The sequence below is a fragment of the Sphingomonas sp. 3-13AW genome (assembly GCF_049311085.1).
In the GTDB taxonomy this organism is placed as follows: domain Bacteria; phylum Pseudomonadota; class Alphaproteobacteria; order Sphingomonadales; family Sphingomonadaceae; genus Sphingomonas.
In genome coordinates, this window is sequence record NZ_JASNVZ010000002.1 from 17,934 (window position 1) to 40,820 (window position 22,887).

General features: G+C 65.9%; 14 protein-coding genes. 9 read left to right on the forward strand and 5 right to left on the reverse strand.

Translation table 11 applies throughout. The annotated features are described in order from the left end of the window. Nucleotides 1-386: 386 nt before the first annotated feature. Nucleotides 387-1,136 carry a helix-turn-helix domain-containing protein gene (locus QP045_RS03340; protein WP_422513547.1) on the reverse strand — a complete coding sequence of 250 codons (750 nt, stop codon included), beginning with the start codon at nucleotides 1,134-1,136 and terminating at the stop codon, nucleotides 387-389. 636 nt (nucleotides 1,137-1,772) lie between these two features. Here QP045_RS03340 and QP045_RS03345 point away from each other — a divergent pair. The 5 genes from QP045_RS03345 (at nucleotide 1,773) to QP045_RS03365 (ending at nucleotide 12,251) form a co-directional block, all read left to right on the forward strand. Then, nucleotides 1,773-4,835, forward strand: a complete 3,063-nt coding sequence (locus QP045_RS03345) for a TonB-dependent receptor (protein ID WP_422513548.1) — start codon at nucleotides 1,773-1,775, stop codon at nucleotides 4,833-4,835. 176 nt (nucleotides 4,836-5,011) lie between these two features. Continuing rightward, entirely contained in the window at nucleotides 5,012-6,034 is a 1,023-nt protein-coding gene (locus tag QP045_RS03350) for a glycoside hydrolase family 43 protein (RefSeq protein ID WP_422513549.1), read from the forward strand. Between the two features lie 59 nt (nucleotides 6,035-6,093). After that, the gene (locus tag QP045_RS03355; RefSeq protein ID WP_422513550.1) at nucleotides 6,094-8,457 is read left to right on the forward strand and encodes a GH92 family glycosyl hydrolase; all 2,364 of its coding nucleotides are present in this window, start codon (nucleotides 6,094-6,096) and stop codon (nucleotides 8,455-8,457) included. Between the two features lie 22 nt (nucleotides 8,458-8,479). After that, nucleotides 8,480-9,910, forward strand: coding sequence for a glycoside hydrolase family 125 protein (locus QP045_RS03360; RefSeq protein WP_422513551.1), 1,431 nt, complete (start codon nucleotides 8,480-8,482; stop codon nucleotides 9,908-9,910). 16 nt (nucleotides 9,911-9,926) lie between these two features. Continuing rightward, nucleotides 9,927-12,251, forward strand: coding sequence for a GH92 family glycosyl hydrolase (locus QP045_RS03365; RefSeq protein ID WP_422513552.1), 2,325 nt, complete (start codon nucleotides 9,927-9,929; stop codon nucleotides 12,249-12,251). An 86-nt stretch (nucleotides 12,252-12,337) separates the two neighbouring features. On the opposite strand, the gene QP045_RS03370 is transcribed toward QP045_RS03365, so the two are convergent. Together QP045_RS03370 and QP045_RS03375 are read right to left on the reverse strand one after the other, a co-directional pair. Then, nucleotides 12,338-14,692 (reverse strand): GH92 family glycosyl hydrolase, encoded by a 2,355-nt coding sequence (locus tag QP045_RS03370; protein ID WP_422513553.1) that lies wholly within the window; start codon nucleotides 14,690-14,692, stop codon nucleotides 12,338-12,340. Nucleotides 14,693-14,782: 90 nt separating this feature from the next. Beyond that, nucleotides 14,783-14,986, reverse strand: a complete 204-nt coding sequence (locus QP045_RS03375; protein WP_422513554.1) for a hypothetical protein — start codon at nucleotides 14,984-14,986, stop codon at nucleotides 14,783-14,785. Nucleotides 14,987-15,021: 35 nt separating this feature from the next. Between QP045_RS03375 and QP045_RS03380 the strand changes: the two genes are divergently transcribed. The 4 genes from QP045_RS03380 to QP045_RS03395 all read left to right on the forward strand — a co-directional run bounded on the left by QP045_RS03380 (nucleotide 15,022) and on the right by QP045_RS03395 (nucleotide 20,471). Then, nucleotides 15,022-17,442, forward strand: coding sequence for a TonB-dependent receptor plug domain-containing protein (locus tag QP045_RS03380; protein ID WP_422513555.1), 2,421 nt, complete (start codon nucleotides 15,022-15,024; stop codon nucleotides 17,440-17,442). Nucleotides 17,443-17,533: 91 nt separating this feature from the next. Next, nucleotides 17,534-17,779: a DUF6356 family protein gene (locus QP045_RS03385; protein WP_422513556.1), complete on the forward strand. Its 246-nt coding sequence runs from the start codon at nucleotides 17,534-17,536 to the stop codon at nucleotides 17,777-17,779. A gap of 5 nt (nucleotides 17,780-17,784) precedes the next feature. Further along, nucleotides 17,785-19,134, forward strand: a complete 1,350-nt coding sequence (locus QP045_RS03390; RefSeq protein WP_422513557.1) for an FAD/NAD(P)-binding protein — start codon at nucleotides 17,785-17,787, stop codon at nucleotides 19,132-19,134. A gap of 86 nt (nucleotides 19,135-19,220) precedes the next feature. Further along, nucleotides 19,221-20,471: a DUF763 domain-containing protein gene (locus tag QP045_RS03395; RefSeq protein ID WP_422513558.1), complete on the forward strand. Its 1,251-nt coding sequence runs from the start codon at nucleotides 19,221-19,223 to the stop codon at nucleotides 20,469-20,471. Here the strand turns inward: QP045_RS03395 and QP045_RS03400 are convergent. Together QP045_RS03400 and QP045_RS03405 are read right to left on the reverse strand one after the other, a co-directional pair. Then, nucleotides 20,468-21,973, reverse strand: coding sequence for an ABC1 kinase family protein (locus QP045_RS03400; RefSeq protein ID WP_422513559.1), 1,506 nt, complete (start codon nucleotides 21,971-21,973; stop codon nucleotides 20,468-20,470). The genes QP045_RS03395 and QP045_RS03400 overlap by 4 nt on opposite strands. Before the next feature lie 10 nt (nucleotides 21,974-21,983). Then, a complete protein-coding gene (locus QP045_RS03405) occupies nucleotides 21,984-22,748 on the reverse strand; it encodes an endonuclease/exonuclease/phosphatase family protein (protein ID WP_422513560.1) in 765 nt (254 codons plus the stop codon). Nucleotides 22,749-22,887 lie beyond the last annotated feature (139 nt).

Consider the following 22,887-nt stretch of genomic DNA (forward strand, 5'->3'; position numbering starts at 1 on the left):
GCCCCGGCCCGGCGCGCTGACCCAATTTACGCGCAGAGACCTCCTCCTCGCCCGCGCTCTTTTTGCGGCGCTTGCGACGCAATCAAAGCGCCTTGGGCGCTCCATCGAGAAAGCGCCCTGCACAGGGTGCCACCTCGCGCCTCGATCGCGACGCAGATCGACGCAGCCAACGTAGCCGCGAGAGTGACGGCGCGGATTTGTCGCCACGGCTCCCGCTCGTCCCCGTCGCCGAGCCCCGGGGCGGCGCAAGCCGCCACGACCGACAGTCGCAGCTAAGCGCTCGGTTGCGAGTGACATCGTCGTTCGAAGGGTAGGGGACAATCAAACCAGCGTATCGCGTAGCGATTCCTCTTCAGATCTTATTCTACCCACGGGTAGTCAGCACACTATGAACTCGCGCTAGACATAGCGGCGTCGCGACGATCGATTGCGCGGCCCATCCGTTCAAGGAGGGCGGCGCACTTGGGGTCACTGGGGGCGGTCGGCCGAGCGGGCTTAGGCGCGCTGCGCAACTTGCGCACCGCGATCGTCAGCAGGTTTTGGAAGGTGGACTTGGCCTCGGTGACCAGCTGCTCCGCCCAGGCAAAGAAGTAGGCGTTGGAGGTCTGCTCCAGCTGCGGGCCTGCCTGGCCCTCCGCGCCTTCCTTCGTCTTGGTGCGTCGAACCCAGCAGATGAAGCCGAATCGACGCAGTCGGTGCAGCGATGCCTTGACGAACCCAAGGCTCTTGCCGGTCTCGGACGCGATCGTCGCATAGGTCGGATATAGCTGGCCCGTCATGTGGTTGTAGCGATCGAGCATGTACCAAAGGACTGCCCGGTCATCCCCGTGCAGCCGATCACTGGGCACCGGCACATCGTCGCGAACGCCAGCGCGGCGGTCAGAGCGCGCTTTGCTCAGGGCGATACAGTGCGATCTATATAGCCGATCGAACGCTCCGAGTGCCGCGCCCTTGATGGCGGACCAGTGGTTGCGACTTCCGCTGCCGTGCCGGTGAATGCGCCAGGGCTGCGCCTTTGGCGAGGCTTCGTGGTAGCTTTGGCGGCGGACAGGGTCGGCGGCTGCACCTTCCTTACGAGCCCCGGGGGTGCGACTGAGGACGCCGTTGGCGATGCTCGCGAATAGGTTGGCGGTCACCGTGCAACGCCCGCACCGCGTTCCGCAAAGCGGTCGTAAGTATCTGATTTCCCGAGGCCGGATTTTTCATCGTTCCGCAGACGGTGGGCAGAATGGCGAGCTTGAATGCGGCATTTGGTACCGGCATTCGCAGGTTCGAATCCTGCCGCCCCAGCCATACATACATTTTGACCATCTTATTCTCGCAGTCGGCGCGTTCCGTTGCGCGTTGTGCGCTTCGAATTTCGTGACCGCGGAGAAGATCCCACCATCGCGCTGGCGTGGGCGAATCCGCCTCTGTTGAGCTCGGCTTGCAACGGCCTTCCTCAAATGTCTGGCTCGTTCCGGATACTGCCGTGTCCACTCCCGGCGATATGGAGCTCTCCCGTGAGTGCCCTTTCCAGACCTCCATTCCGTGACGTTCTCGCAACAGGCTTCGATCAAATTTAGAGGGTACCGCTAACATCCGATTAGCGGTTCTAAACCCGCCGCCAAATCGCTGCCCCATCAATTGACAATTTGCTTTTTGTATCCTGTTAGTGGCCCCCACGGTGTGGTTGGCGGCAGCGGGATTGGCTCCCGCGCCCGACGCCACCTCGCAAGAGCATAATATCACGGGGGAAGGGCCGCGGGCCCTTGAGCCATATGGGGATGGACATGAACGCTCGTCAGCTTTGTCAGTCGAATGCCGCTTCGCGTGCGGGGTTGTTGCGGCACCTGCTCGTTTCGGCGAGCGTGATCGTGGGAATGAGCGGGGTTGCCCACGCCCAGAGCCAGCAGCCGGCCGACGCCGGATCGGCGATGCCGCAGAGCGGCAGTGAGACCCAGCCGCAGGTACAGAACCAGGTCGGGGTTCCCGACGCCACCGCAGGGCAGGACGATGTCGCGGCAGAGGGCGAAATCCTCGTCACCGGATATCGCCGCTCGATCGAGGAAGCGCTGAGCCGCAAGCGCGAGGCGAACGCACTCGTCGACGTCATCACCGCCGAGGACATCGGCAAGTTCCCGGACAAGAACGTCGCCGATGCGCTTCAGCGCGTGCCCGGCGTCGTCATCACCCGCGACGGCGGTGAAGGTAGCCGCGTCAGCATCCGCGGTCTGCAGCCCGGCCTGACCCAGACGCTGCTGAACGGCAACTTCCTGGCCGGTGCCGACAGCGGCCAGCCGCAGCGTTCGTTCAACTATGTGATGCTGCCGTCGACCTTCATCGCCAGCACCGAAGTCTACAAGTCGCCGGAAGCGCGTCTTGAGGAAGGCGGCGTCGGCGGTACGATCATCCTGAACACGCGTCGTCCGTTCGACGTGCCGTCGGGGTCGGGCTTCGTGTCCGCCGAGGGCACCTATTCCGACACGGCCGAGAAGTTCGAGCCGCAGGTGGCGGCGCAGGTTTCGTGGAAGAACGAGTCCGAGACGCTCGGCTTCCTCGTCGGTGGCGTCTATCAGAAGCGCAGCAACCGCGAGCTGCGCGGCTCGACCGAGACCTGGCGCTGGTGGAGCGATCGCGACGCGAACGGCGACGTGCTGACGCCGGCAACCGACGTCAACGGCAAGCCGTTCCAGAATGACGACGCGATCTCCTATTGGCCCGGGACCGGCCAGACCACCCAGGGCGGTCAGCGCTATTCGGGCTATTGGGCGCCGCAGTCCGTCAATGCGCAAGTGTTCGACCAGGATCGCGAGCGGATCGGCGTGCAGGCGACTGCCCAGATGCGGCCGTTCGACAACGTCACCGTGACCTCTAGCTACTTCCGGTTCGAATATAGCAGCGACTATGTCAGCAACGTGCTGAAGATCCCGGAGTGGGGCTACGGCAACTTCTTCACCGGCGCGTCCTTCGACCCCAGCGGCACGATCATGCAGTCGGCCCAGTTCCAGGTTCCCACCAGCGGGACCGGATGCCTGGCCAACACGGTTCCGTGCACCATGGAAACGCCGCAGATCGCGGGCTCGTACAGCCGCGAGAAGCAGGTTTCGAACACGTTCGAAACCGAGGTCGCTTATAAGCAGGACCGTTTCGATGCGGTGCTCAAGCTCGGCAAGACCAAGGCAACCGGCGGCCCGTCGATGCAGTTCGGCGTCGCAGCCAAGCCGCGCCTGACCATCCCCGGCCAGGAGCAGAACGGCAACTTCCTGAGCGGCTGGGACTTCACCGGCGGCAAGCTCAACATGGAGTTTTCGCCGGAACTGCAGGACAATGTTCGCAAGGGCATTGCCCAGATCGATGTGGGCTCGACCGGCTCGGGCTTCGACAACAGCTCGATCGGGCAGCGCTATGCGCAGCTTGATCTCACCCGTCGCTTCGACGGCTTCCTCCAGTCGATCCAGTTCGGCGGGAAGTGGCGCGAACTGAACGTTCGTCGCGAGCGCGGCCGCAACGAGTGGTATGCCGATGCCGCCACCAAGCTGCGCTACCAGGACACGGCAGACGGCGCGGTCGCTCGCCCCGAGTTCTTCTACGACAAGCCGCTTGGCAACATTTCAGGCGGCTTTAACGCGACGTCGTTCCCGGGGATCAACTTCGAGCAGTACCTCGACTACATCAACTCGACCTATGGCCCGGCCGTGCGCGTTCCGGAGCCGGAGAATGTGTACAACATCAAGGAGCGCGTGTGGGCAGGCTATGTCCAGGCGAACTTCGCGAGCGGCGGTTTCCGCGGTAACATCGGCCTTCGCATGGCGAACACGAAGCAGTCCGGCCTGACGTCGGATCGCCTCGAGTTCCTGAACGAATATTGCGTAAACGGCCCGGGCGGACCTTTCGACCCGAACCGTCCGGTCGGTGCGGATGGCAACTGCCAGGTCATCCCGCTTGAGCAGCGCCGCGTGTTCGTGACCACCACTCTGGCGGAATCGAAGAGCTACACTGACTGGCTGCCCAGCCTGAACCTCGCCTATGAGGCGACGCCGAACCTGCTGTTCCGCGGTGCGGTGGCGAAGGTGATCGCACGTCCGTCGATCGCAGACCTCGGCGGCGCACGCTCGCTGACCTATCGTTCGCCGGAATATGCGTTCGACCGTGGCCAGTTCGGCGAGTTCGAAGGCTGGTCGGGCAGCGGCGGCAACGCCGATCTGAAGCCCTTCTCGGCCTGGCAGTACGACCTGGGCGTGGAATGGTACTTCCATCGCGGCTCGGTCCTCGGCGCGACCCTGTTCCGCAAGGACGTGTCCGACTTCATCGTGCCGCTGGTGCTCGACGTCACCCGCGAGGTGAATGGTGGGCAGGAGCTGATCCGGCCGTACTCGACCGTCGCAAACGGTTCGAACGCGCGTTCGCAGGGCATCGAAGTCTATGCGCAGCACACGCTGTCGTTCGGCCTGGGTGCGCAGGTGAATTTCACCTACAACGACACCTCGGTTGCGGACGTTTCGCTGGACGGGCAGAAGGTCGGTTCCTCGGCGCTGGTCGACAGCTCGAAAACGCAGCTGAACGCATCGGTGTTCTACGAGAACGACAAGCTGCTGCTGCGCGCGTCGTACAACCGGCGTGGTGAAGTTGTCGGCGGGCTTTCGTCCGGCCTCAACGTCTACACGTCGCCGTACGAGCAGGTGGACCTGAACGCGTCCTATGAACTGCGCGAGGGCCTGATGCTCACCGCGTCGATCATCAACCTGACGAAGTCGGAAGAGAGCCGTCACCTGGGCAACGACACCAAGGACCGGTTCACCTACCGCAACTACTTCGGTCGCCGCGGTTATGTCGGCATTTCGTACAACTTCTAAGGCAGTAGACTGCCTGTCAGGGTGGCCCCAGCCCGGGCCACCCTTTGATTTCATCGCAAGAAGGCGGGGCTGAAGCACCCTGCCTCGGCACAAGAGCGCCTGGCATCCGGGTGCGAAGGAGGACGGGTTTGAGACCTTTGGGTGTACGGTTGTTGCTGGCGGGCGTTGCCCTTGCCGTGAGCAGCGTTGCGGTCGCCGAGAACCCGATCGTTCCGGGCTGGTACGCCGATCCCGAGGCACGGGTGTTCGGAGATCGCTATTGGATCTACCCGACCTATTCCGATGACTGGGGCAAGCCGGACGTCTCGCCCAGCTTCACCCCGCATCAGCAGAAGTTGCGCAAGACCAAGACGGTTCGACCGTCCTATACGCAGCAGACGTTCTTCAACGCCTTTTCATCGCCCGACCTGGTCAACTGGACCAAGCACAGCCACGTCTTTGATGTCGCGAACGCGGCCTGGGCCGGATATGCGATCTGGGCGCCGTCCGTCATCGAGGCGAACGGGCGCTATTATATGTTCTTCAGCGCGAACGACATTCAGAGCGACGCCGAAGTCGGCGGGATCGGGCTGGCCGTCAGCGACAAGCCGGAAGGGCCGTTCAAGGACGCGCTCGGCAAGCCGCTGATCGGCGCCTTTCACAACGGCGCGCAGCCGATCGACCCCTTTGTCTTTCGCGACGACGATGGGCAGGTCTATCTGTTCTACGGCGGTTGGAAGCACTGCAACGTCGTGAAGCTCAGCCCCGACATGAAGTCGCTGGTGCCTTTTGACGACGGTACGGTCTACAAGGAGATCACGCCCCCCGGCTATGTCGAGGGGTCGTTCATGATCAAGCGCAACGGCACCTACTACCTGATGTGGTCGGAGGGCGGCTGGACGGGGCCGGACTATAGCGTCGCCTATGCCACCGGGCCGACGGCGACCGGACCGTTCAAGCCGATGGGCAAGATCCTGGCCCAGGATTTCCGCATCGCGCGCGGGGCGGGGCATCATTCGGTGATCAACGTGCCGGGCGCGGACGAGTGGTACATCGTCTATCACCGCCGCCCGCTCGGCAACGACAAGGGCGAGCATCGGCAGGTTGCGATCGACCGGATGTTCTTCGAGGCCGACGGCAGCATCCGCCCGGTCGTGATGACCAACGAGGGCGTGAAGCCCCGGCCGCTGACCGCGCCCGCCGCCGCGTCCAAGAACTGACATCAAGAACCGAGGGCCGGCGCCGAGGCGCTGGCGACATGACATCCAGGGGAGAGACCATGACCACCACCATCGCAACGGCGCTGAGAGGCGCTACCGCGGCGCTGCTTGTGACGACCGCGCTGGTGCCGGGGGCAATGCCCGGCACGATGGTGGCGGTCGCGCAGGATCGTGCGCCGGCGACCGAGGCGCTGGTCGACCTGGTCAACCCGCTGATGGGCAGCGATTCCAGCTATGAGCTGTCCTATGGCAACACCTACCCGGCGGTTGCTGTCCCTTGGGGCATGAACTTCTGGACGCCGGTGACGGGCAAGATGGGCAGCGGCTGGGGCTACACCTATTCCGCGCACAAGATTAACGGCATCAAGCAGACGCACCAGCCGAGTCCCTGGATGAACGACTATGCCGCCTTCGCGCTGTTCGCGGAGACGGGGCCGCTGAAGATCAAGGAGGAGGAGCGCGCCTCGTGGTTCAGCCACAAGGCGGAGGACAGCCGCCCCTATCGCTACAAGGTCTATCTGGCTGATTATGACGTCACCGCAGAGGTGACGCCGACCGAGCGGGCGGCGCAGTTCCGCTTTACCTTCCCCAAGGCGGATGACGCGCACATCATCCTGGACGCGTACAATGGCGGGTCGATGGTGCAGATCGATCCGGTGAAGCGCCGGATCACGGGCTATGTCCGCAACAACCACGGCGGCGTGCCGGACAATTTCCACAATTACTTCGTGGCCGAATTCGACCGCGACTTCACGGTGTCGCGCACCTGGGACGACAATGGGCAGGTGACTGCGGACCGCACGCGCGAGGGCGACCATGTCGGCGCGGTCGTGAGCTTCAAGACGCGCGCGGGCGAGCAGGTCGGCGTGAAGGTCGCGTCCTCGTTCATCAGCCCGGAACAGGCGGTGCGCAACCTGGAGCGCGAGATCGGCCGCGACAGCTATGACCAGACGGAGGCGAAGGCCAAGCAGATCTGGGAGAAGGAACTGCGCCGCGTCCAGGTGAGCGATCCGAACATCGACAATCGCCGGACCTTCTATTCGGCGCTGTGGCGGATGCTGCAGTTCCCGCGCATGTTCCACGAGACCGACGCGGCGGGGAAGACTGTCCACTACAGCCCGTACGACGGCAAGGTGCACGATGGCGTGCTCTACACCGACAACGGCTTTTGGGACACGTGGCGCGCCGTATTCCCGTGGTTTGCGCTCATGTACCCGGAGCGCGATGCCGAGATCATGCAGGGGCTGGTCAACACCTACAAGGAATCCGGCTGGCTGCCCGAATGGGCGAGCCCGGGTCATCGCAACGTGATGATCGGCTCCAACTCGGCGAACCTGATTGCCGACGCCTATCTGAACGGCGTGCGCGGGTTCGACGTGGAAACCCTGTACGAGGCGATGGTCAAGAACGCGACGACCTCCGAGGGGCGCCCGACGGACAAGCGCGGGAACGTCGTCAATGCCGTCGGCCGCGAGGGCGTCGAATATTACAACCGCCTCGGCTACGTGCCGTACGACGTGGGCATCAAGGAGAATGCCGCGCGCTCGCTGGAATATGCGACCGCCGACTTCTCACTGTCGCGACTGGCGCAGGCGCTCGGCAAGACCGAGGATGCCAAGAAATACGCCCAGCAGGCGCAGAATTATCGCAAGCTGTTCGACGCGCAGAGCGGCTGGATGCGCGGTCGCAACCAGGACGGCAGCTGGTCCACGCCGTTCAACCCGTACAAGTGGGGCGATGCCTTCACCGAAGGCAATTCGGTGCATTACAGCTGGTCCGTGATGCAGGACGTGCAGGGCCTGGTCGACCTGATGGGTGGCGACCAGAAGTTCGTCGAGCGGCTGGACTCCGTGTTTTCCACCCCGCCGGTCTTTGACGAGAGCTATTACGGACAGGTGATCCACGAGATCCGGGAAATGCAGATCGTGAACATGGGCCAGTACGCCCATGGCAATCAGCCGATCCAGCACATGCCCTATCTGTACAACTGGGCGGGTGCGCCGTGGAAGACGCAGCACCACGTGCGCAACGTGCTGACCAAGCTCTATTCCTCGGCACCCGATGGCTATCCCGGTGACGAGGACAATGGCCAGACCTCGGCCTGGTATGTCTTCTCGGCGCTTGGCTTCTATCCCGTCACTCCGGCGGTGGGCGAATATGCCATCGGCAGCCCGCTGTTCCGCACCGTCCGCCTGACGATGCCGAACGGCAAGGTGCTGACGATCGACGCGGTGAACAACAGCCCGGAAAACGTCTACATCCAGTCCGCCACCTTCAACGGCAAGAAGTACGACAAGTCTTGGCTGTCGCGTGAGGCGTTGCAGCAGGGCGGTACCCTGCACTTCGTAATGGGGTCCAAGCCGAACAAGGCATGGGCGAGCAGCAAGGCGGCTGCCCCCTTCTCCATGAGCGCGCCGAAATAATAAAATGAGAGAGGATTTTCAGATGATCTTGGGCCGACGCGACGTGATGATAGGCGCCGGAGCAATGGCACTCGCTGCTGCCGTTCCGGCAGGCGCACAGGGCACGAAGTTCGTGAGCAAGCGGCCGCCCCGCGCGCAGCGCCGCTTCGTGAGCACTGCCGTGGAGGCGGAAATCCGCCGGGTGAAGGCGAAGATCGCGGACCCGGAAATCGCCTGGCTGTTCGAGAACTGCTACCCCAACACGCTCGACACCACGGTCCAGACCGGGGTGGTGGACGGGAAGCCCGACACCTTCGTCATCACCGGCGACATCGACGCGATGTGGCTGCGCGACAGCTCGGCGCAGCTGCAGACCTATGTGCACCTGGCGAACAAGGATGCCGGGCTGCGCCGGATGTTCGCAGGCGCCATCCAGCGTCAGGCGCGCTGCATCCTGGTCGATCCCTATGCCAATGCGTTCATGCGCGACACGACGGCGTCCTCGAACCTGGGCGCGCGCGACGACATCACCGAGATGAAGCCCGGCGTTGCGGAGCGGAAGTGGGAGATCGACTCCCTTTGCTATCCGATGCGCTTTGCCCAGTCCTATTGGGCGGTCACCCGCGACAAGACGCCGTTCGACGACTTCTGGGCGCGCGGCATGATGAAGGCGGTCGCGACCCTGAAGGAGCAGCAGCGGCTGGAAGGCCCCGGGCCCTATCGTTTCCAGCGGAACCACCCGTCGCCGACCGAGACGCTGATGTTCGACGGCTATGGTGCGCCGACGCGGAAGGTCGGCCTGATCCACTCCGGCTTCCGCCCGTCCGATGACGCCTGCGTCTTTCCGTTCCTGATCCCGTCAAACCTGTTCGCGGTATCGGCGCTGACGATGCTGGCGACGGTGCTTAAGGAAGCGCGCGGGGATACCGCCGCTGCCGACGAATGCCTCGCGCTCGCGTCGAGCGTGCGCCAGGCGCTCGACCGGCACGGCAAGATGTCGGACGGCGAAGGCGGTGAAGTCTGGGCGTTCGAGGTCAACGGCTTTGGCGACGCGATCTTCATGGACGATGCGAACGTCCCGAGCCTGTCGGCATTGCCGCTGCTGGGCGCGGCCGATCGCAACGATCCGTTGTTCCGGCGCACGGCAAAGCTCGCCTGGAGCCCGCGCAACCCGTATTTCTTTGAAGGTACGGCGGCAAAGGGCATCGGTGGGCCGCACATCGGGATGGACATGATCTGGCCGATGTCGATCATCACTCACGCCTTCAACAGCGACGATGACGCGGAGATCCGCCAGTGCCTGCAGTGGTTGAAGACCACGCACGGCGGCACCGGCTTCATGCACGAGAGCTTCCACAAGGACGATCCGACGAAGTTCACCCGCACCTGGTTCGCCTGGGTCAACGGGTTGTTCGGGGACCTGATCCTGGATCTGGAGCGCCGCAAGCCGGCGCTGCTCGCAGCACGCTATTGATATCAAGGACCGCATCATGATCGTTACCAGCCGCCGGCAGATGCTTGCCGGCACCGGCCTCGCCGCCATCGGCGGGGCGCTGCCTGCTCCCGGCTGGGCCCAGGCGCCGGCGGCGGGCAAAGCCGATGTGTTCGTCGGCACCGGCGGGCACGGGCATACCTTCCCGGGCGCGTCGCTGCCGTTCGGCATGGCGCAGCTGAGCCCGGACACCGATAACTCCCGGTGGGACGCGTGTTCGGGCTATCACCGGACCGATGGCTCGATCATGGGCTTCAGCCACACGCACCTGTCGGGCACCGGCATCGGCGACATGCTCGACGTGCTGGTGGTGCCGACGCGCGGCCCGCTCAAGCTCAACGCGGGCAAGCTGGGGGAGGCGGACCTCGGCTATCGCCAGCGCTTTTCCGACGAATATGCGGAGCCGGGCTATTACCGGGTCCGGCTGGAGTCCGGGGTGCTGAGCGAGCTCACGGTGACGGAGCGCTGCGGCATCAGCCGCCATCGTTTCCCCGCCGGGCCGGGCCACATCCTCATCGACTTCACGCACATGATCCTGGACGTCTGGGACAAGGGCGTGTTGCTGGAGAATGCGTCGCTCGCCTGGGGGGCGGACAATGTGCTGACCGGCACCCGGCAGGTGAACCGCTGGGCCAAGGGCCGCCACATCCACTTTGCGATGCAGCTGTCGCGCAAGCCCGATCGCATCGAGTTCTTCGGTGACGACGACAAGCCTGCGCCCAAGGGTGCGAGCGGCGTCACCGGCGGCAAGCTCAAGGTCGCGTTGTTCTTCGACGATGCCGGCGGCGATCCGATCCTGATCAAGACCGGCCTTTCGGCGGTGGCGCAGGAGGGTGCGCGGGCGGCGCTGGCGGCCGAGGTTCCTGGCTGGGACTTCGACGGCATCTGCGCCAAGGCGCGGCAGTCCTGGGCCAACGAACTGCAGCGCGTGCGCGTGAAGGGCGGCACGGAGGCGCAGCGCACGATCCTGGCGAGTGCGCTCTATCACGCGTTCCTCGCGCCGACGCTCTTTACCGATCGCGACGGCCGTTATGTCGGTCTCGACCGGCAGGTGCACCAGACAACAGCGGATGCGCCGGCGTTCAGCACCTATTCGCTTTGGGATACCTATCGCGCGCTTCATCCGCTGCTGACGCTGGTGCAGCCGGAGCGGGCCGAGATGTTCACCCGCGACCTGATCCGCCAGACGGCGCAAAGCCCCTATGGGCCGCCGGTGTGGCCGCTGCAGGGGGTGGAGACCGGCTGCATGATCGGCTGGCACTCCGTGTCGGTGATGGCCGAAGCCAAGGTGAAGGGGATCGAGGCGGACTATGCCGCGGCCTGGCCGAACATCCGGCGACGGGCGTTCGATCCGAGCTTCAAGGACAGCGACGCGTCGCTTGGCCGAGAGCATTACTACGACTTCGGCTACATCCCGGCCGACAAGGTGTGGGAATCGGTCAGCCGGACGCAGGAATATGCGTACGACGACTGGGCGATGGCCGTGCTTGCCGAGGCGGCGGGGGCGGTCGACGACGCCAAGACGCTGCGCGCTCGGAGCCGCAACTATCGGAACGTGCTCGACCCCTCGATCGGCTTTGCCCGCCCGAAGTTCTCCGACGGCAAGTGGTGGGAGCCCTATGATCCCGTCCAGATCGGGCACATGCCCAAGCCGTGGTGGCGCGACTATACCGAGGCGAACGGCTGGCAGGCGACCTTCCTGAACCAGCATGACGTCTATGGACTGATCGAGCATTTCGGCGGCGATGCGGCGTTCGAGAAGAAGCTCGACAGCTTCTTCAATGCGCCGTCCACGCTGCCGGACAATGCGCCGCCGGACATCTCCGGGCTGGTCGGGCAATATGCCCATGGCAACGAGCCGACGCACCATGCCGCCTATCTCTATGCGTTTGCAGGTGCGCCCTGGAAGACGCAGGCGATGGTGCGCCGGCTGCTGACGGAGATGTACAAGGACGATCCGGACGGGGTCATCGGCAACGACGACTGCGGACAGATGAGCGCCTGGTTCATCTTCAGCGCGATGGGCTTCTATCCGGTCGACCCGGTGAGCGCGCTCTATGTGTTCGGATCGCCCCTGTTCGACGAGGCGGAGCTGTCGGTCGGCAACGGACGGACCCTGCGCGTGCTGGCGACGGGCAACGCGCCGGACCGGCCCTATGTCCAGTCGGTCCGCTGGAACAGCAAGCGCTGGAACCGCAACTGGATCTCGCACGCCGATCTGGAGAAGGGCGGCACCCTGGAGTTCGTAATGGGATCAAAGCCGTCGCGCTTCGGCACGGCGAAGGCCGACCGACCGCCCTCGTTCGGGCGGCAGAGCGCCTGACAAAAAGAGACCCCGGAAGATGCGGGTGCATCTTCCGGGGTTTAAGTTCCGCCGGGCAAGGGAGGGGGGACCAGCGGAATTCGGGTCTAGGAAGCCGGGGTCATCGACGGCGGCGCATCGGCCGGTGCGCTACCCCAGCGGACGTTCGGCCTGGGGCCCATCGTCAGCACCAGTTTAGCGCCTTCCTTTACATCTGCGTGACGGAACCAGGGTTTCGTCCAGGGGCGGCCGTCGAGTGTGGCCGACTGGATGTAGCGGTTGGTCGTTGAGTTGTTGCGGGCGACGATCTCGAGCGCCTTGCCGTTGCCCATCTGCAGCTTCACCGTGTCGAAGATGGGGCTGGTCAGCAGATAGATGTCGCTGGACGGATCGACGGGATAGAAGCCCATCGCCACCATCGCGTACCAGGATGAGGTCGCACCCTGATCATCCATGCCGGGGTAGCCGTAGCCGGACGCGTCGCTGCCATAGAGCGTGTCGAGGATCTGGCGGGTGAGCGCCTGCGTCTTCCAGGGCTGGCCGCTCCAGGCATAGAGGAACGGCGCGTGCTGGTCGGGCTGGTTGCCGTGGACATATTGACCGACCATGCCCGTGCAGTCGCGGCAGATGCCCTTGGGTGTGTAGGGCGTGCTGAAGAATGCATCGAGCTTCGCGTTAAATGCGTCACGCCCGCCCAGCAGGTTTGCAAGGCCCTGGACGTCGTGCGGCACCAGCCAGAGGGTCGACCAGCCCGACGCTTCCTTCATCATGAAATTGTAATAGGGCTCCTGCGGGTCGAACGGCGAGATCCACTTTCCGTCCGCCGTGCGGCCGCGCATGAAGCCGGTCGAGCGATCGAAGACGTTGCGATAATTGGCCGCGCGCTGGCGGAACAGCCGCGCGTCGTCGGTGCGGCCCAGCATCTGCGCGAGTTCTGCCATGGCGTGGTCGTCCCACGCATATTCCAGCGTTTTGGCAGTACCGGCCTTGCCGCCGGCGTACGGCGGGGAGGGGTTCCCCTCCGGCACGATGTCCGAAACCCAGCCGTTCTTCTGATACTCCGCGAGGTAATCGCGCGGCCCCTTGGGATCGAGGGCGTTGCGGCGGAGGAATTCATAGGCCGCGGCATAGTCGAACGGAATGCCGCGCCGGGCCGCGCCCAGGTACAGGAACACCGCATTGTCGGCATGGAAGGAGGTGTTCATGAACCCGCGCTCGCGGGCCATGTCCAGTTCCGACTGCATGATGTCCTGCACCACATGGGGCTCCATCAGCTGGAGCAGGACGATCTGGTTGCGACCCGTGTCCCAGAAGGGCACCGGCCCATAGCGATCATAGCCGGCGACCTGGATCCGGCCCTTGTTGTCGGTGAAGTTCTCGCCCTTCCGAGCGACGAGGCGAGGGCTCGCGAACGACTGGAAGAGCGTTGAGTAGAACAGCATCCGCTGCTTGGGAGTCCCGCCGGTCACCTCCGCTCGATCGAGGAGCTGCGCCCAGGCGGTGCGTGCCTGGTTGCGGATGCCGTCGAAGTCCCAGCCGGGGCTTTCCGCGCGCAGGCGCCGTTCGGCGTCGGCATAGCTGGGGCCGTGCGCCATCCGGACGAGCACCGGCTCCTTCGCCCTGGTCGTGAAGTCGAGGTAGGTTCCGGCAAAGCCACCGTCGATCTTGCGGGTATCCGGCCGGACATCCTTGTCGCCGATGCCGTAGCCGCGGTTGTCGTTCGTCGATTTCCGGAAGGTGCCAAAGCGCGAGAAGGGCTGCGAGAACTCCGCGACGAAATAGCGGCCGTCGCGGGTGTCGTTGTCACCGCTCTTGGCAGAGATGCCGCGGACCGTCCGGTCGCCGACGATCTCGACCTCGCCCCCGCGGCCGGGAAGATTCAGGATGATGTGCGCGCGGTCTGTATCCGGGAAGGTGAAGCGCATCAGGCTGGTGCGCTGGGTCGCCGTCAGTTCGGCGCGGGTCCGGAAGCTGTCGAGATAGACCGAATAATAGCCCGGAGACGCGACCTCCCTGGCCTTGTCGTAATAGGATTGGGTGTAGACCGGCGGCACCGTCCAGTCGCCGACGATCGGCATCAGGATCGGCTGCGCGCTGCCACCATAGGTCGCGCCGCCGCCGCCCGTGAACCCGATCATCGTGGGATTGGGGTAGTAATAGGGGGTGGCGACCCCCGTCTGATAGGTGTGCGCGATGTTGACGTTCACCGGCGCTGCCTCAACGGCGCTGTGCGGTAGCCGCGCGCCGGGAGAGGTGATGCCGGAGTAGAGCGGCTCGCCCGGCGGCGGGGCGTTGCCGATCAGTTCCTTGCGATCCAGCGGTGCGGTGCCGACCAGCGGGTTCGCCTCATCAACGGGGCGCTTGCCCTGTGACTGTGCGACCGCGAGCGAATTGCCGAAGACGAGCATCGCACTGGACGCGAGCAGGATCCGGCAGATGCGTGACGACCTCTGGATACGCATGAAACCTCCCCGTTTTGCGTATGTAAATCGGGCCCACCGTTTTCGGTTTAGGCGACGACCCAACGAGGGTCGGTTAAATAAACCAAATTGTCAAACGATCGTGATGATCGTTGGCCTCCGGGGGGACCGAGAAGGTCGCGAGGCGGTTTCAAAGAAAAGCTTCGTCACCCCAAAGCAGGTTTCCTCCCAACCAAGTGGCGTTTGGCCGTAGCTGGCGATGTCGCAAAGTTCGCGGAAGGGTTGATTCGGTGTTGCCATGCCCGGTGCGTAGATGCCGGCGTGCTTCATCTTCACCGTTCCGGGTTGGCTGTGGCCATCAAGGGGGTTTCATGTACCGTTCTCGTATCGCCGGACTGCTCACGGTCTCGTTCTTCGCGCTTGCTGCAACTCCCGCGCTTGCACAGCAGAGCGACGTTCCCTCTCAAGAGGCAGAGAACGCGCCGACCACAGGTGCCGCTACCCCCCAGGACGAGGGCAATGAGGTGATCGTCACCGGCACCCGCGCCGAAGGGCGGACGCGGCTGGACAGCGCCTCTCCGGTGGACGTGCTGAGCGGGGCGAGCCTTCAGCGACAGGGCACGACCGAACTGGCTGCCGCGCTCGCGACGGTCGCGCCGTCGATCGACTTCCCGCGCCCCTCTGCCACCGACGGCACCGATGCGATCCGGCCGGCGACGCTGCGTGGCCTGTCGCCGGACCAGACGCTGGTGCTGATCAACGGTGTCCGCGGGCATACATCGGCGCTGCTGAACACCAACGGCACCGTGGGCCGCGGTTCGGCGGCGGTCGACCTGAACACCATTCCCGTGACTGCGCTCGACCGGATCGAAGTGCTGCGCGACGGTGCGTCGGCGCAATATGGTTCGGATGCGATCGCGGGCGTCGTCAACCTCCGCCTGCGCGAGGCGCGTGAGGGTGGCGGCGCGACGGTGACCTACGGCTTTTACAACACCCAGATCGACACCGCGCGCGGAAGCCGCCACGTCAATGGCGAGCCGGTCGTCACCGCCTCCATCTGGCAGGGGATCGGCTTTGGCAGTGAGGGTTTCCTGACGCTGTCGGGTGAATATACCAAGCGTGAGCCGACCAATCGCGCCGACTTCGATCCGCGCGTGACGCCGACCCGGGTAACGGGCCGCTTCGGCGATCCCGAGACGGATCAATATACGATCTTCGCCAACGCGGGCACGCCACTGGGCGACAGTTTCCAGCTGTACGGCTGGGCCGGCTATCAGAACCGCGAGTCCGAAAGTGCGGCGTTCCCGCGCCTGGCGAGCGCGGCGACCGCGCTGGCGGGCTATCCGCAGGGCTTCCTGCCGCTCATCAACAGCAAGTCGAAGGACCTCAATTCCGCGCTCGGCGTGAAGGGGGACCTCAACGGCTGGAACCTCGACCTGAACTTTAGCTACGGGCGCAACAAGATCGAGTTCCGCACCCGCAATTCGGCCAATTATGCGTTCGGGGCGCAGACGCCGACGGAGTTCTACGACGGCGCGCTGGTGTACGACCAGTGGGTGGCGGGACTGGACGTTGCGCGGAGCTTCGACGTGTTCCAGTCGCTGAACGTCGCCTTTGGCGTCGAGGGGCGGCGTGAGGGCTACAAGATCGAGGCCGGCGAGCTTGCCTCCTATGGCTATCCCGCCACCGGTGCCGTGCCGGGTGCGGCGCCGGGCGCACAGGGTTTTGGCGGCTTCTCACCCCAAAACGAGATCGAGCGCAGCCGCCGCAACGGCAGCGTTTATCTCGACCTGGAAGCACAGCTGACGGACCGCTTCCTTGTCGGCATTGCCGGCCGGACGGAGAAATATTCGGACTTCGGGTCCACGGCCACCGGCAAGCTTTCGGCCCGCTATGACGTGGCGGACTGGCTGGCGCTGCGCGGAACCGCGTCGACCGGCTTCCGCGCGCCTTCGTTGCAGCAGCAGTATTTCACCCAGATCGCGCAGGTCATCCAGAACGGATCGCCGATCCAGACCGGAACCTTCCCGTCGACGAACCCGGTTGCGGTGCGGCTGGGCGGCCTGCCGCTGGACTCCGAAAAGTCGACCAACCTTTCGGCCGGTTTCGTGGTGCGTGCGGGTGGCTTTGACCTGACCGTGGACGCGTATCGCATCCACATCCGCGACCAGCTTGGCCTGTCGGAGAATATCGCGGCGACCAACCCTGCGGTGGCTGCATTGTTGCCGCCGGACGTGCAGGCGGCGCGCTTCTTCATCAACGGCCTGGCCTCCACCACCAAGGGCATTGATGCGGTCGCGCACTACCGGCTGCGCACGGCTGCGGCCGGCAGCTTCGACTTCACGATCGCGGGCAACGTCAACGACATCAAGGTGACGCGCGTACCGACATCTACCTCCACGCTGAACCCGGCCCCGACGCTGTTCGCGCGCAGCCGTATCCTGACGCTGGAGGAAGGGACCCCGCGGGAGAAGGTGACGGGCACGATCGACTGGTCGCTGGATCAGCTCGGCGCGCTGGCACGCGTCACCTATTATGGCGACGTCAACCAGCCCGGCACCACCGAGGCGGCCGACATCCACACCGGGCGGCACGCGATCACCGACCTGGAGCTGCGCTATCAGGCGACCAAGGGTCCTCAGTTCGCGATCGGCGTGAACAACCTGTTCGACGTCTATCCCGACCGCACGATCCCGGCCAACAACACGACCGGGGTGGTGGGCTTTCCCTATTACTCGCCGTTCGGGTTCAACGGCCGCTACCTCTACGCGCGGGCCGGCCTCAACTGGTAACGGACCGCCGGGCCGAGCGTGATGCCCGGCTTGGCGGAACCGGACCGCCGCCCTATGCACTGCCCCCAGAGTATCTTGTGGGAGTAGATGGATGTTCGGGCGGCTGTTCACGGATCATCCCCGCAGTGTCGGGGAAAGCTATGTCGAACATGCGCGCACCGCCGCGCATTTCGGCGTGACCATGCTGGTGGGCGGCGCGGCGTGCCTGGTGCACGCGGTCGTACCGGCCTGGTGCACCCGCACCGGCAGCGACACGGTTCGAAAGCTGCACGGCGAGATGAGCCGGCGCAACTCGGCCGCGGTCGCGGAAGGATCCGCACTGGTCTACGAAATCTGACCAGCGTGATTCGACATGTCGCGATCGTCGGCGCGGGGTTTTCCGGCACGCTTCAGGCAATCAACCTCCTCCGCCACGGGGGGCCGCGCGCCACGCTGATCGAGCGGGCGCCGCGGCCGGGCCTTGGCCTCGCCTATGGCGCGGCGCATCCCAGCCATGTCCTGAACGTGCGCGCCTCCAACATGAGCGCGTTTCCGGACGAACCCGACCATTTCGTCCGCTGGCTCAAAGCGCGGGGGGTGGCGGATGCCGCCTCCGCGTTCGTGCCACGCCTGACCTATGGCACCTATCTGCGCGAGCTGCTCGACGAGGCGCAGGCGCGCGCGGGGGAGCGGTTGCAGATCGTCCAGGGCGATGTACTGGACGTCGTGGAGAATGACGAGGTCCGCGTCCAGCTTGCGGACGGAAGCGAGATCACCGCCGATGCCGCGGTGCTGGCAGTCGGAAACCTGCCGCCGCACGACCCGCCTGGGCTGGATCGGGACGCGCTCTCCGGAGAACGATACAAGGGCGATCCCTGGGCGGCGGACGTGGGCGAGGGGCTGTCCGCAAGCGACACCGTGCTCGTCATCGGCACCGGCCTCACCATGGTCGATCTCGTGCTCATGCTGGATGCAAGGGGCTATACTGGGAAGGTCGTCGCCCTGTCGCGCCGCGGCCTGCTGCCCCAGCGGCATGCCGCGCCGGAGCCTTGGGAAAAGCTTTCGGAGAAGCCGGGCGAGACCGGCTCTTGGCTGGTCCGCCGCGTGCGCGAGCGGGGCGAGGCGATCGGCTGGCGCAATGCCGTCGACGAACTGCGCCCGTTCACCCAGACGCTGTGGGCGCAGGCGGGCGCGGCCGACCGCGCCCGCTTCCTGCGGCACCTTCGCCCCTGGTGGGACATCCACCGCCACCGGCTTGCGCCGGCGGTTGCCGATCGCCTGGCGGAACTTCGCGCGAGCGGGCGGCTTCAAATCGTCGCGGGCAAGACGCTTGGCTTCGAGAAGGAGGCCGACGGCGTCGCGGTGCGCTATCGCCCGCGTGGCGAGGATAGCGCGCGCGAGCTGTTCGTGCAGCGCGTCATCAATTGCACGGGGCCGCAGGGCGACCTGATGCGCACGAGCGAACCCTTGTTGCGGACGCTGGCCGCGCGCGGGGCAATCCGGCCCGATCCCGAGCATCTGGGCCTGGATGTCACTGTCAGCGGGCAGGTCGTCCGCGCCGATGGCACGGCGAGCGAGCAGTTGTTCGCGCTGGGGCCGATGACGCGGGGTGCCTTTTGGGAGATCGTCGCGGTTCCGGATATCCGGCGCCAGACCTGGGATGTCGCGCGACGCCTGTCCAACGCGCACTGGGTCGGCTGGGAGGGCCTCTAGATCCGCGTCGTTCCCAATGTGTTCCCGGGCTGCTATGACCCGGCAATGGGAATGAGCGCGTCTCCTACCGCCGGCCGGCAACCACAATGACCCGCCGGGCGGGCAGTGCCGACCTGCCGCTGCACGGCGGGCGCGTGCCTGCCTGGCTGGGGCAGCGGATGACGAAGCTGGGCGCGGTGATCGTCGAAGCGATCGTCCACGAATATGGCCGCGACGAGCTGCTCCGGCGGCTGGCGCACCCGTTCTGGTTCCAGTCCTTTGGGTCGGTGATGGGGATGGACTGGCATTCCTCGGGCATCACGACGAGCGTGCTCGGCGCTTTGAAGCGCGGGCTTGCCCCGCTGTCGGGCGAACTGGGCATCCATGTGTGCGGCGGACGCGGCCGCCATTCGCGCGCAACGCCTACGGAGCTGGCGGCGGTCGGGGAGCGCGTCGGGATCGACGGGACGGCATTGGGGCAGGTCAGTCGCCTGGTCGCCAAGGTCGACAGCGCGGCCGTGCAGGACGGCTTCGATCTCTATCTCCACGGCTTCATCGTCGCCGATGACGGCCGCTGGGTGGTGGTGCAGCAGGGGATGAACGGCGATCGCCGGCAGGCACGCCGCTATCACTGGCTATCTGAAGGCATCACCAGCTTCGTCGACGCGCCGCATGCCGCCATTGAGGGGCGCGGGCAGGGGACCATCGTCAACCTTGCCGACCGGCGCGCGGAGGCATCCCGCGGACGCCAGCTCGACCTGCTGGCGAGCCTTGGCCCGGACGGCATCGTGCGGGAGGTCACCCGGCTGGAGGCAAAGGCTGTACCCGCACCGGCGCAGTCGATGCTGCCGCACCTCATCATGCCGGATCACCATGACGTCCGCGCCGAGGACATCGTCGCGCGACGCCTCCACGGGAACCTCGCGGCGGCGGCCGATCGCGGACCCGCCGACTTTGCGGAACTGTTGCTGACGCCCCGGGTGGGCGCCCGCACGGTCCGCGCGCTCGCGATGGTGGCGGAGGTGATCCACGGCGCGCCGTGCCGCTTCAGCGATCCCGCACGCTTCTCGCTCGCGCATGGCGGTAAGGACCGGCATCCCTATCCAGTGCCGATCGCGGTCTATGACCACAGCATCGCCGTGATGAAACGGGCGGTGGTGAAGGCGAAGCTCGGGAGCACGGAGGAACTGGACGCGATCCGCCGGCTCGACGCGCAGGCCCGCCGGCTCGAACGCGACGCCACCGGCCCGTCGGTGGAGGCGCTGATCGCGGAGGAACGTCACGCCAGCCACAGCTATGGCGGGCGCAGCGTGTTCGGGGTCGAGCCGCCGCCGATCGCCGGCGAGGCGACAGGCTAGGGGAGCATCATCGCGCCGGCGATGACGATTGCCCCGGCAACCACCGCACTCGCAATCCAGCGCCCCGCTGCCTCGATCGCGGCGCCCGTGTCCCGCGCGGGCTGGGTGGGCATGGCCTCCAGCCGCCGGATCGCCGCCCGGAGCAGCCGCGGCGTGTCGTTGCCGATCTTGCTCAGCTCCCAAGCGAGCGCCTGGATCGTGGGCAGCCAGTGCTCAGGGGAGAGCCGCGCCTGGGCGATGCGCAGGGAGGAGCGCTGCATGGCGGCTGAAAGATCGAAGTCCGGCTCGATCGCGGTCAGAACCCCGTCGATCGTCGCCATCGCCTTGAAGATCAGCAGCAGGTCCGGCGGCATGGTCATGCCCTCGTCCCGCATCAGCGGGAGGAAATCGCCGACCAGCGCGCTGAGCACGACGCGCCCACCGCCATGCCGCGCGATCAGCCGGTCGGCGGCGCGCTGGATCCGCTCGCGCGGCACGTCGGGCGCCGTCGACCAGCCTGCCAGCACGTCGGCGAGCGCCGCGGGATCCGCCCCGATGAGCGACTGGACGAACCCCAGGAACTCCTCACGCCGGCGGGGCGAGACGTGGCCGATCATCCCGAGGTCCAGCAGCGCGAGCCGATTGCCGGGAAGGCACAGCAGGTTGCCGGGATGCGGATCGGCGTGGAAGCGGCCGTTGACGAGCACCATGTCGAGCACGACGTCCGCACCCAGTGCGGCGATTTCGGCCGGATCGATGCCGGCCGCGCGCAGGGTCGCGCCGTCACGGGGCGGCACGCCCTCGACATAATCCATCACCAGCAGCGTCTCGGACGTGAATGCCCAGTGGATCTCGGGCACGACCACGCGGGGTTCGTCGGCAAAGTCCGCGCGGAGCCGGTCGGCGTTGCGACCTTCTCCGGTGAAGTCGAGTTCCTCGAGCACCGCTTCCGCCAGCTGGCGCATCATCGCCGCGGGCGCGAACCGCCGCACCTCAGCACTTGCGGATTCCGCGACGGCGGCAAGCTGCGCGATGAGGCGCAGGTCCGCCTCCATGCGCGGGCGGATGCCGGGGCGGCGGATCTTGAGGACCACGGCGCGCCCGTCCTTGAGCGTGGCGCGGTGGACCTGCGCCATGGATGCCGCCGCAAGCGGCTGCGGATCGAATTCGGCAAAGGCCGTTTCCGGCGGCTGGCCGAGCGCCTCCTCCACGGCGGAGCGCAACGTCTCGAACGGCAGGGTCGGCGCCTGGCTGTGCAACTGCTCGAGTTCGGCGATCCAGTCGGGTGCCAGCAGGTCCCCGCGCGTCGCCAGGATCTGCCCGAGCTTCACGAAGGTCGGTCCCAGTGCCTCCAAGGCGAGCCGCGTGCGCCGGGGGAGCGTCTGCGGATCGTCTGCCTCGCCAGGGTCGCGCTCCAGCCCCAGCCGGGCGAGCAGCACGCCCAGGCCGAAGCGCGAGCCGATCTGCAGGATCTCGGCGAGGCGGTTGCGATCTCGGGCGGCTACCAGCAGGGTCTTGATCATGCCCGGCGCATTACCGCGCTTCGCGCTCGAATGTCAGGGTGGCGGCGACCGGAAAATGGTCCGAGGGATAGGTGGCGCCGTCGTGATGCGTGTCCACGGACGCTTCCTTGCTGCGGAACCCGCGCGTGAAGAGATAGTCGATCCGCTTCTGTGGGACGCCGGTGAAATCGTGGAAGGTTGCGGCCGGCCCCTGCTTGCGGGGTGCAGTCTCCCACGCGTCGGTCAGCACCTGCGCGAGTGCGGCATAGGCGCCGCTGTCGGGCTCGGCGTTGAAATCGCCGGCCAGGACCACCGGCAGATCCTTGGCGATCGCCGGAAGCCGCGACAGGATCACCGCCACGCCGCGCTCGCGCGCCTGCGCATCCTGGTCCCGGTGCGGCAGGTGGGTGTCGACGAAGAGGAAGCGACGCGGCTTCGACCCCATTGTTTCGAACACGCCCCAATTGGCAAGGCGGGGCAGGTCGGTGCCCCAGCTGGAGCTGCCGGGCTGGTCGGGCGTGTCCGAAAGCCAGAAATCGCCCTGGCTGATCAGCCGGAGGCGGTCGGTACGGTAGAAGATGCCCATATGCTCGTCGACATGGGCCCCGCGGCGGTCGCGGCCGAACCAGCGGTATTCCGGAAGCGCGCTGACGAGATCGTCGCCCTGGCGCTGGAACAGCTCCTGGGTGCCGATCACGTCGGGCCTGGTCTTCGCAATGGTCGCGACCATGACGGGGCGGCGCAGCTCCCAGCGGGTCGGGCCTTCGTCCGAGGGATAGCGAACATTGAACGTCATCACCTTCAGCGACGGGCTGGGGGCGCACGCCGCGACCGTTCCGAGAAGCAGTAGCCCGAGGCTGCAGCGCAGGATCGACATCAATCAACTCTCCCTGGTTCTTTCGGGGCACCGTTCGCGTCTGCGCTCAGCGGCGTCA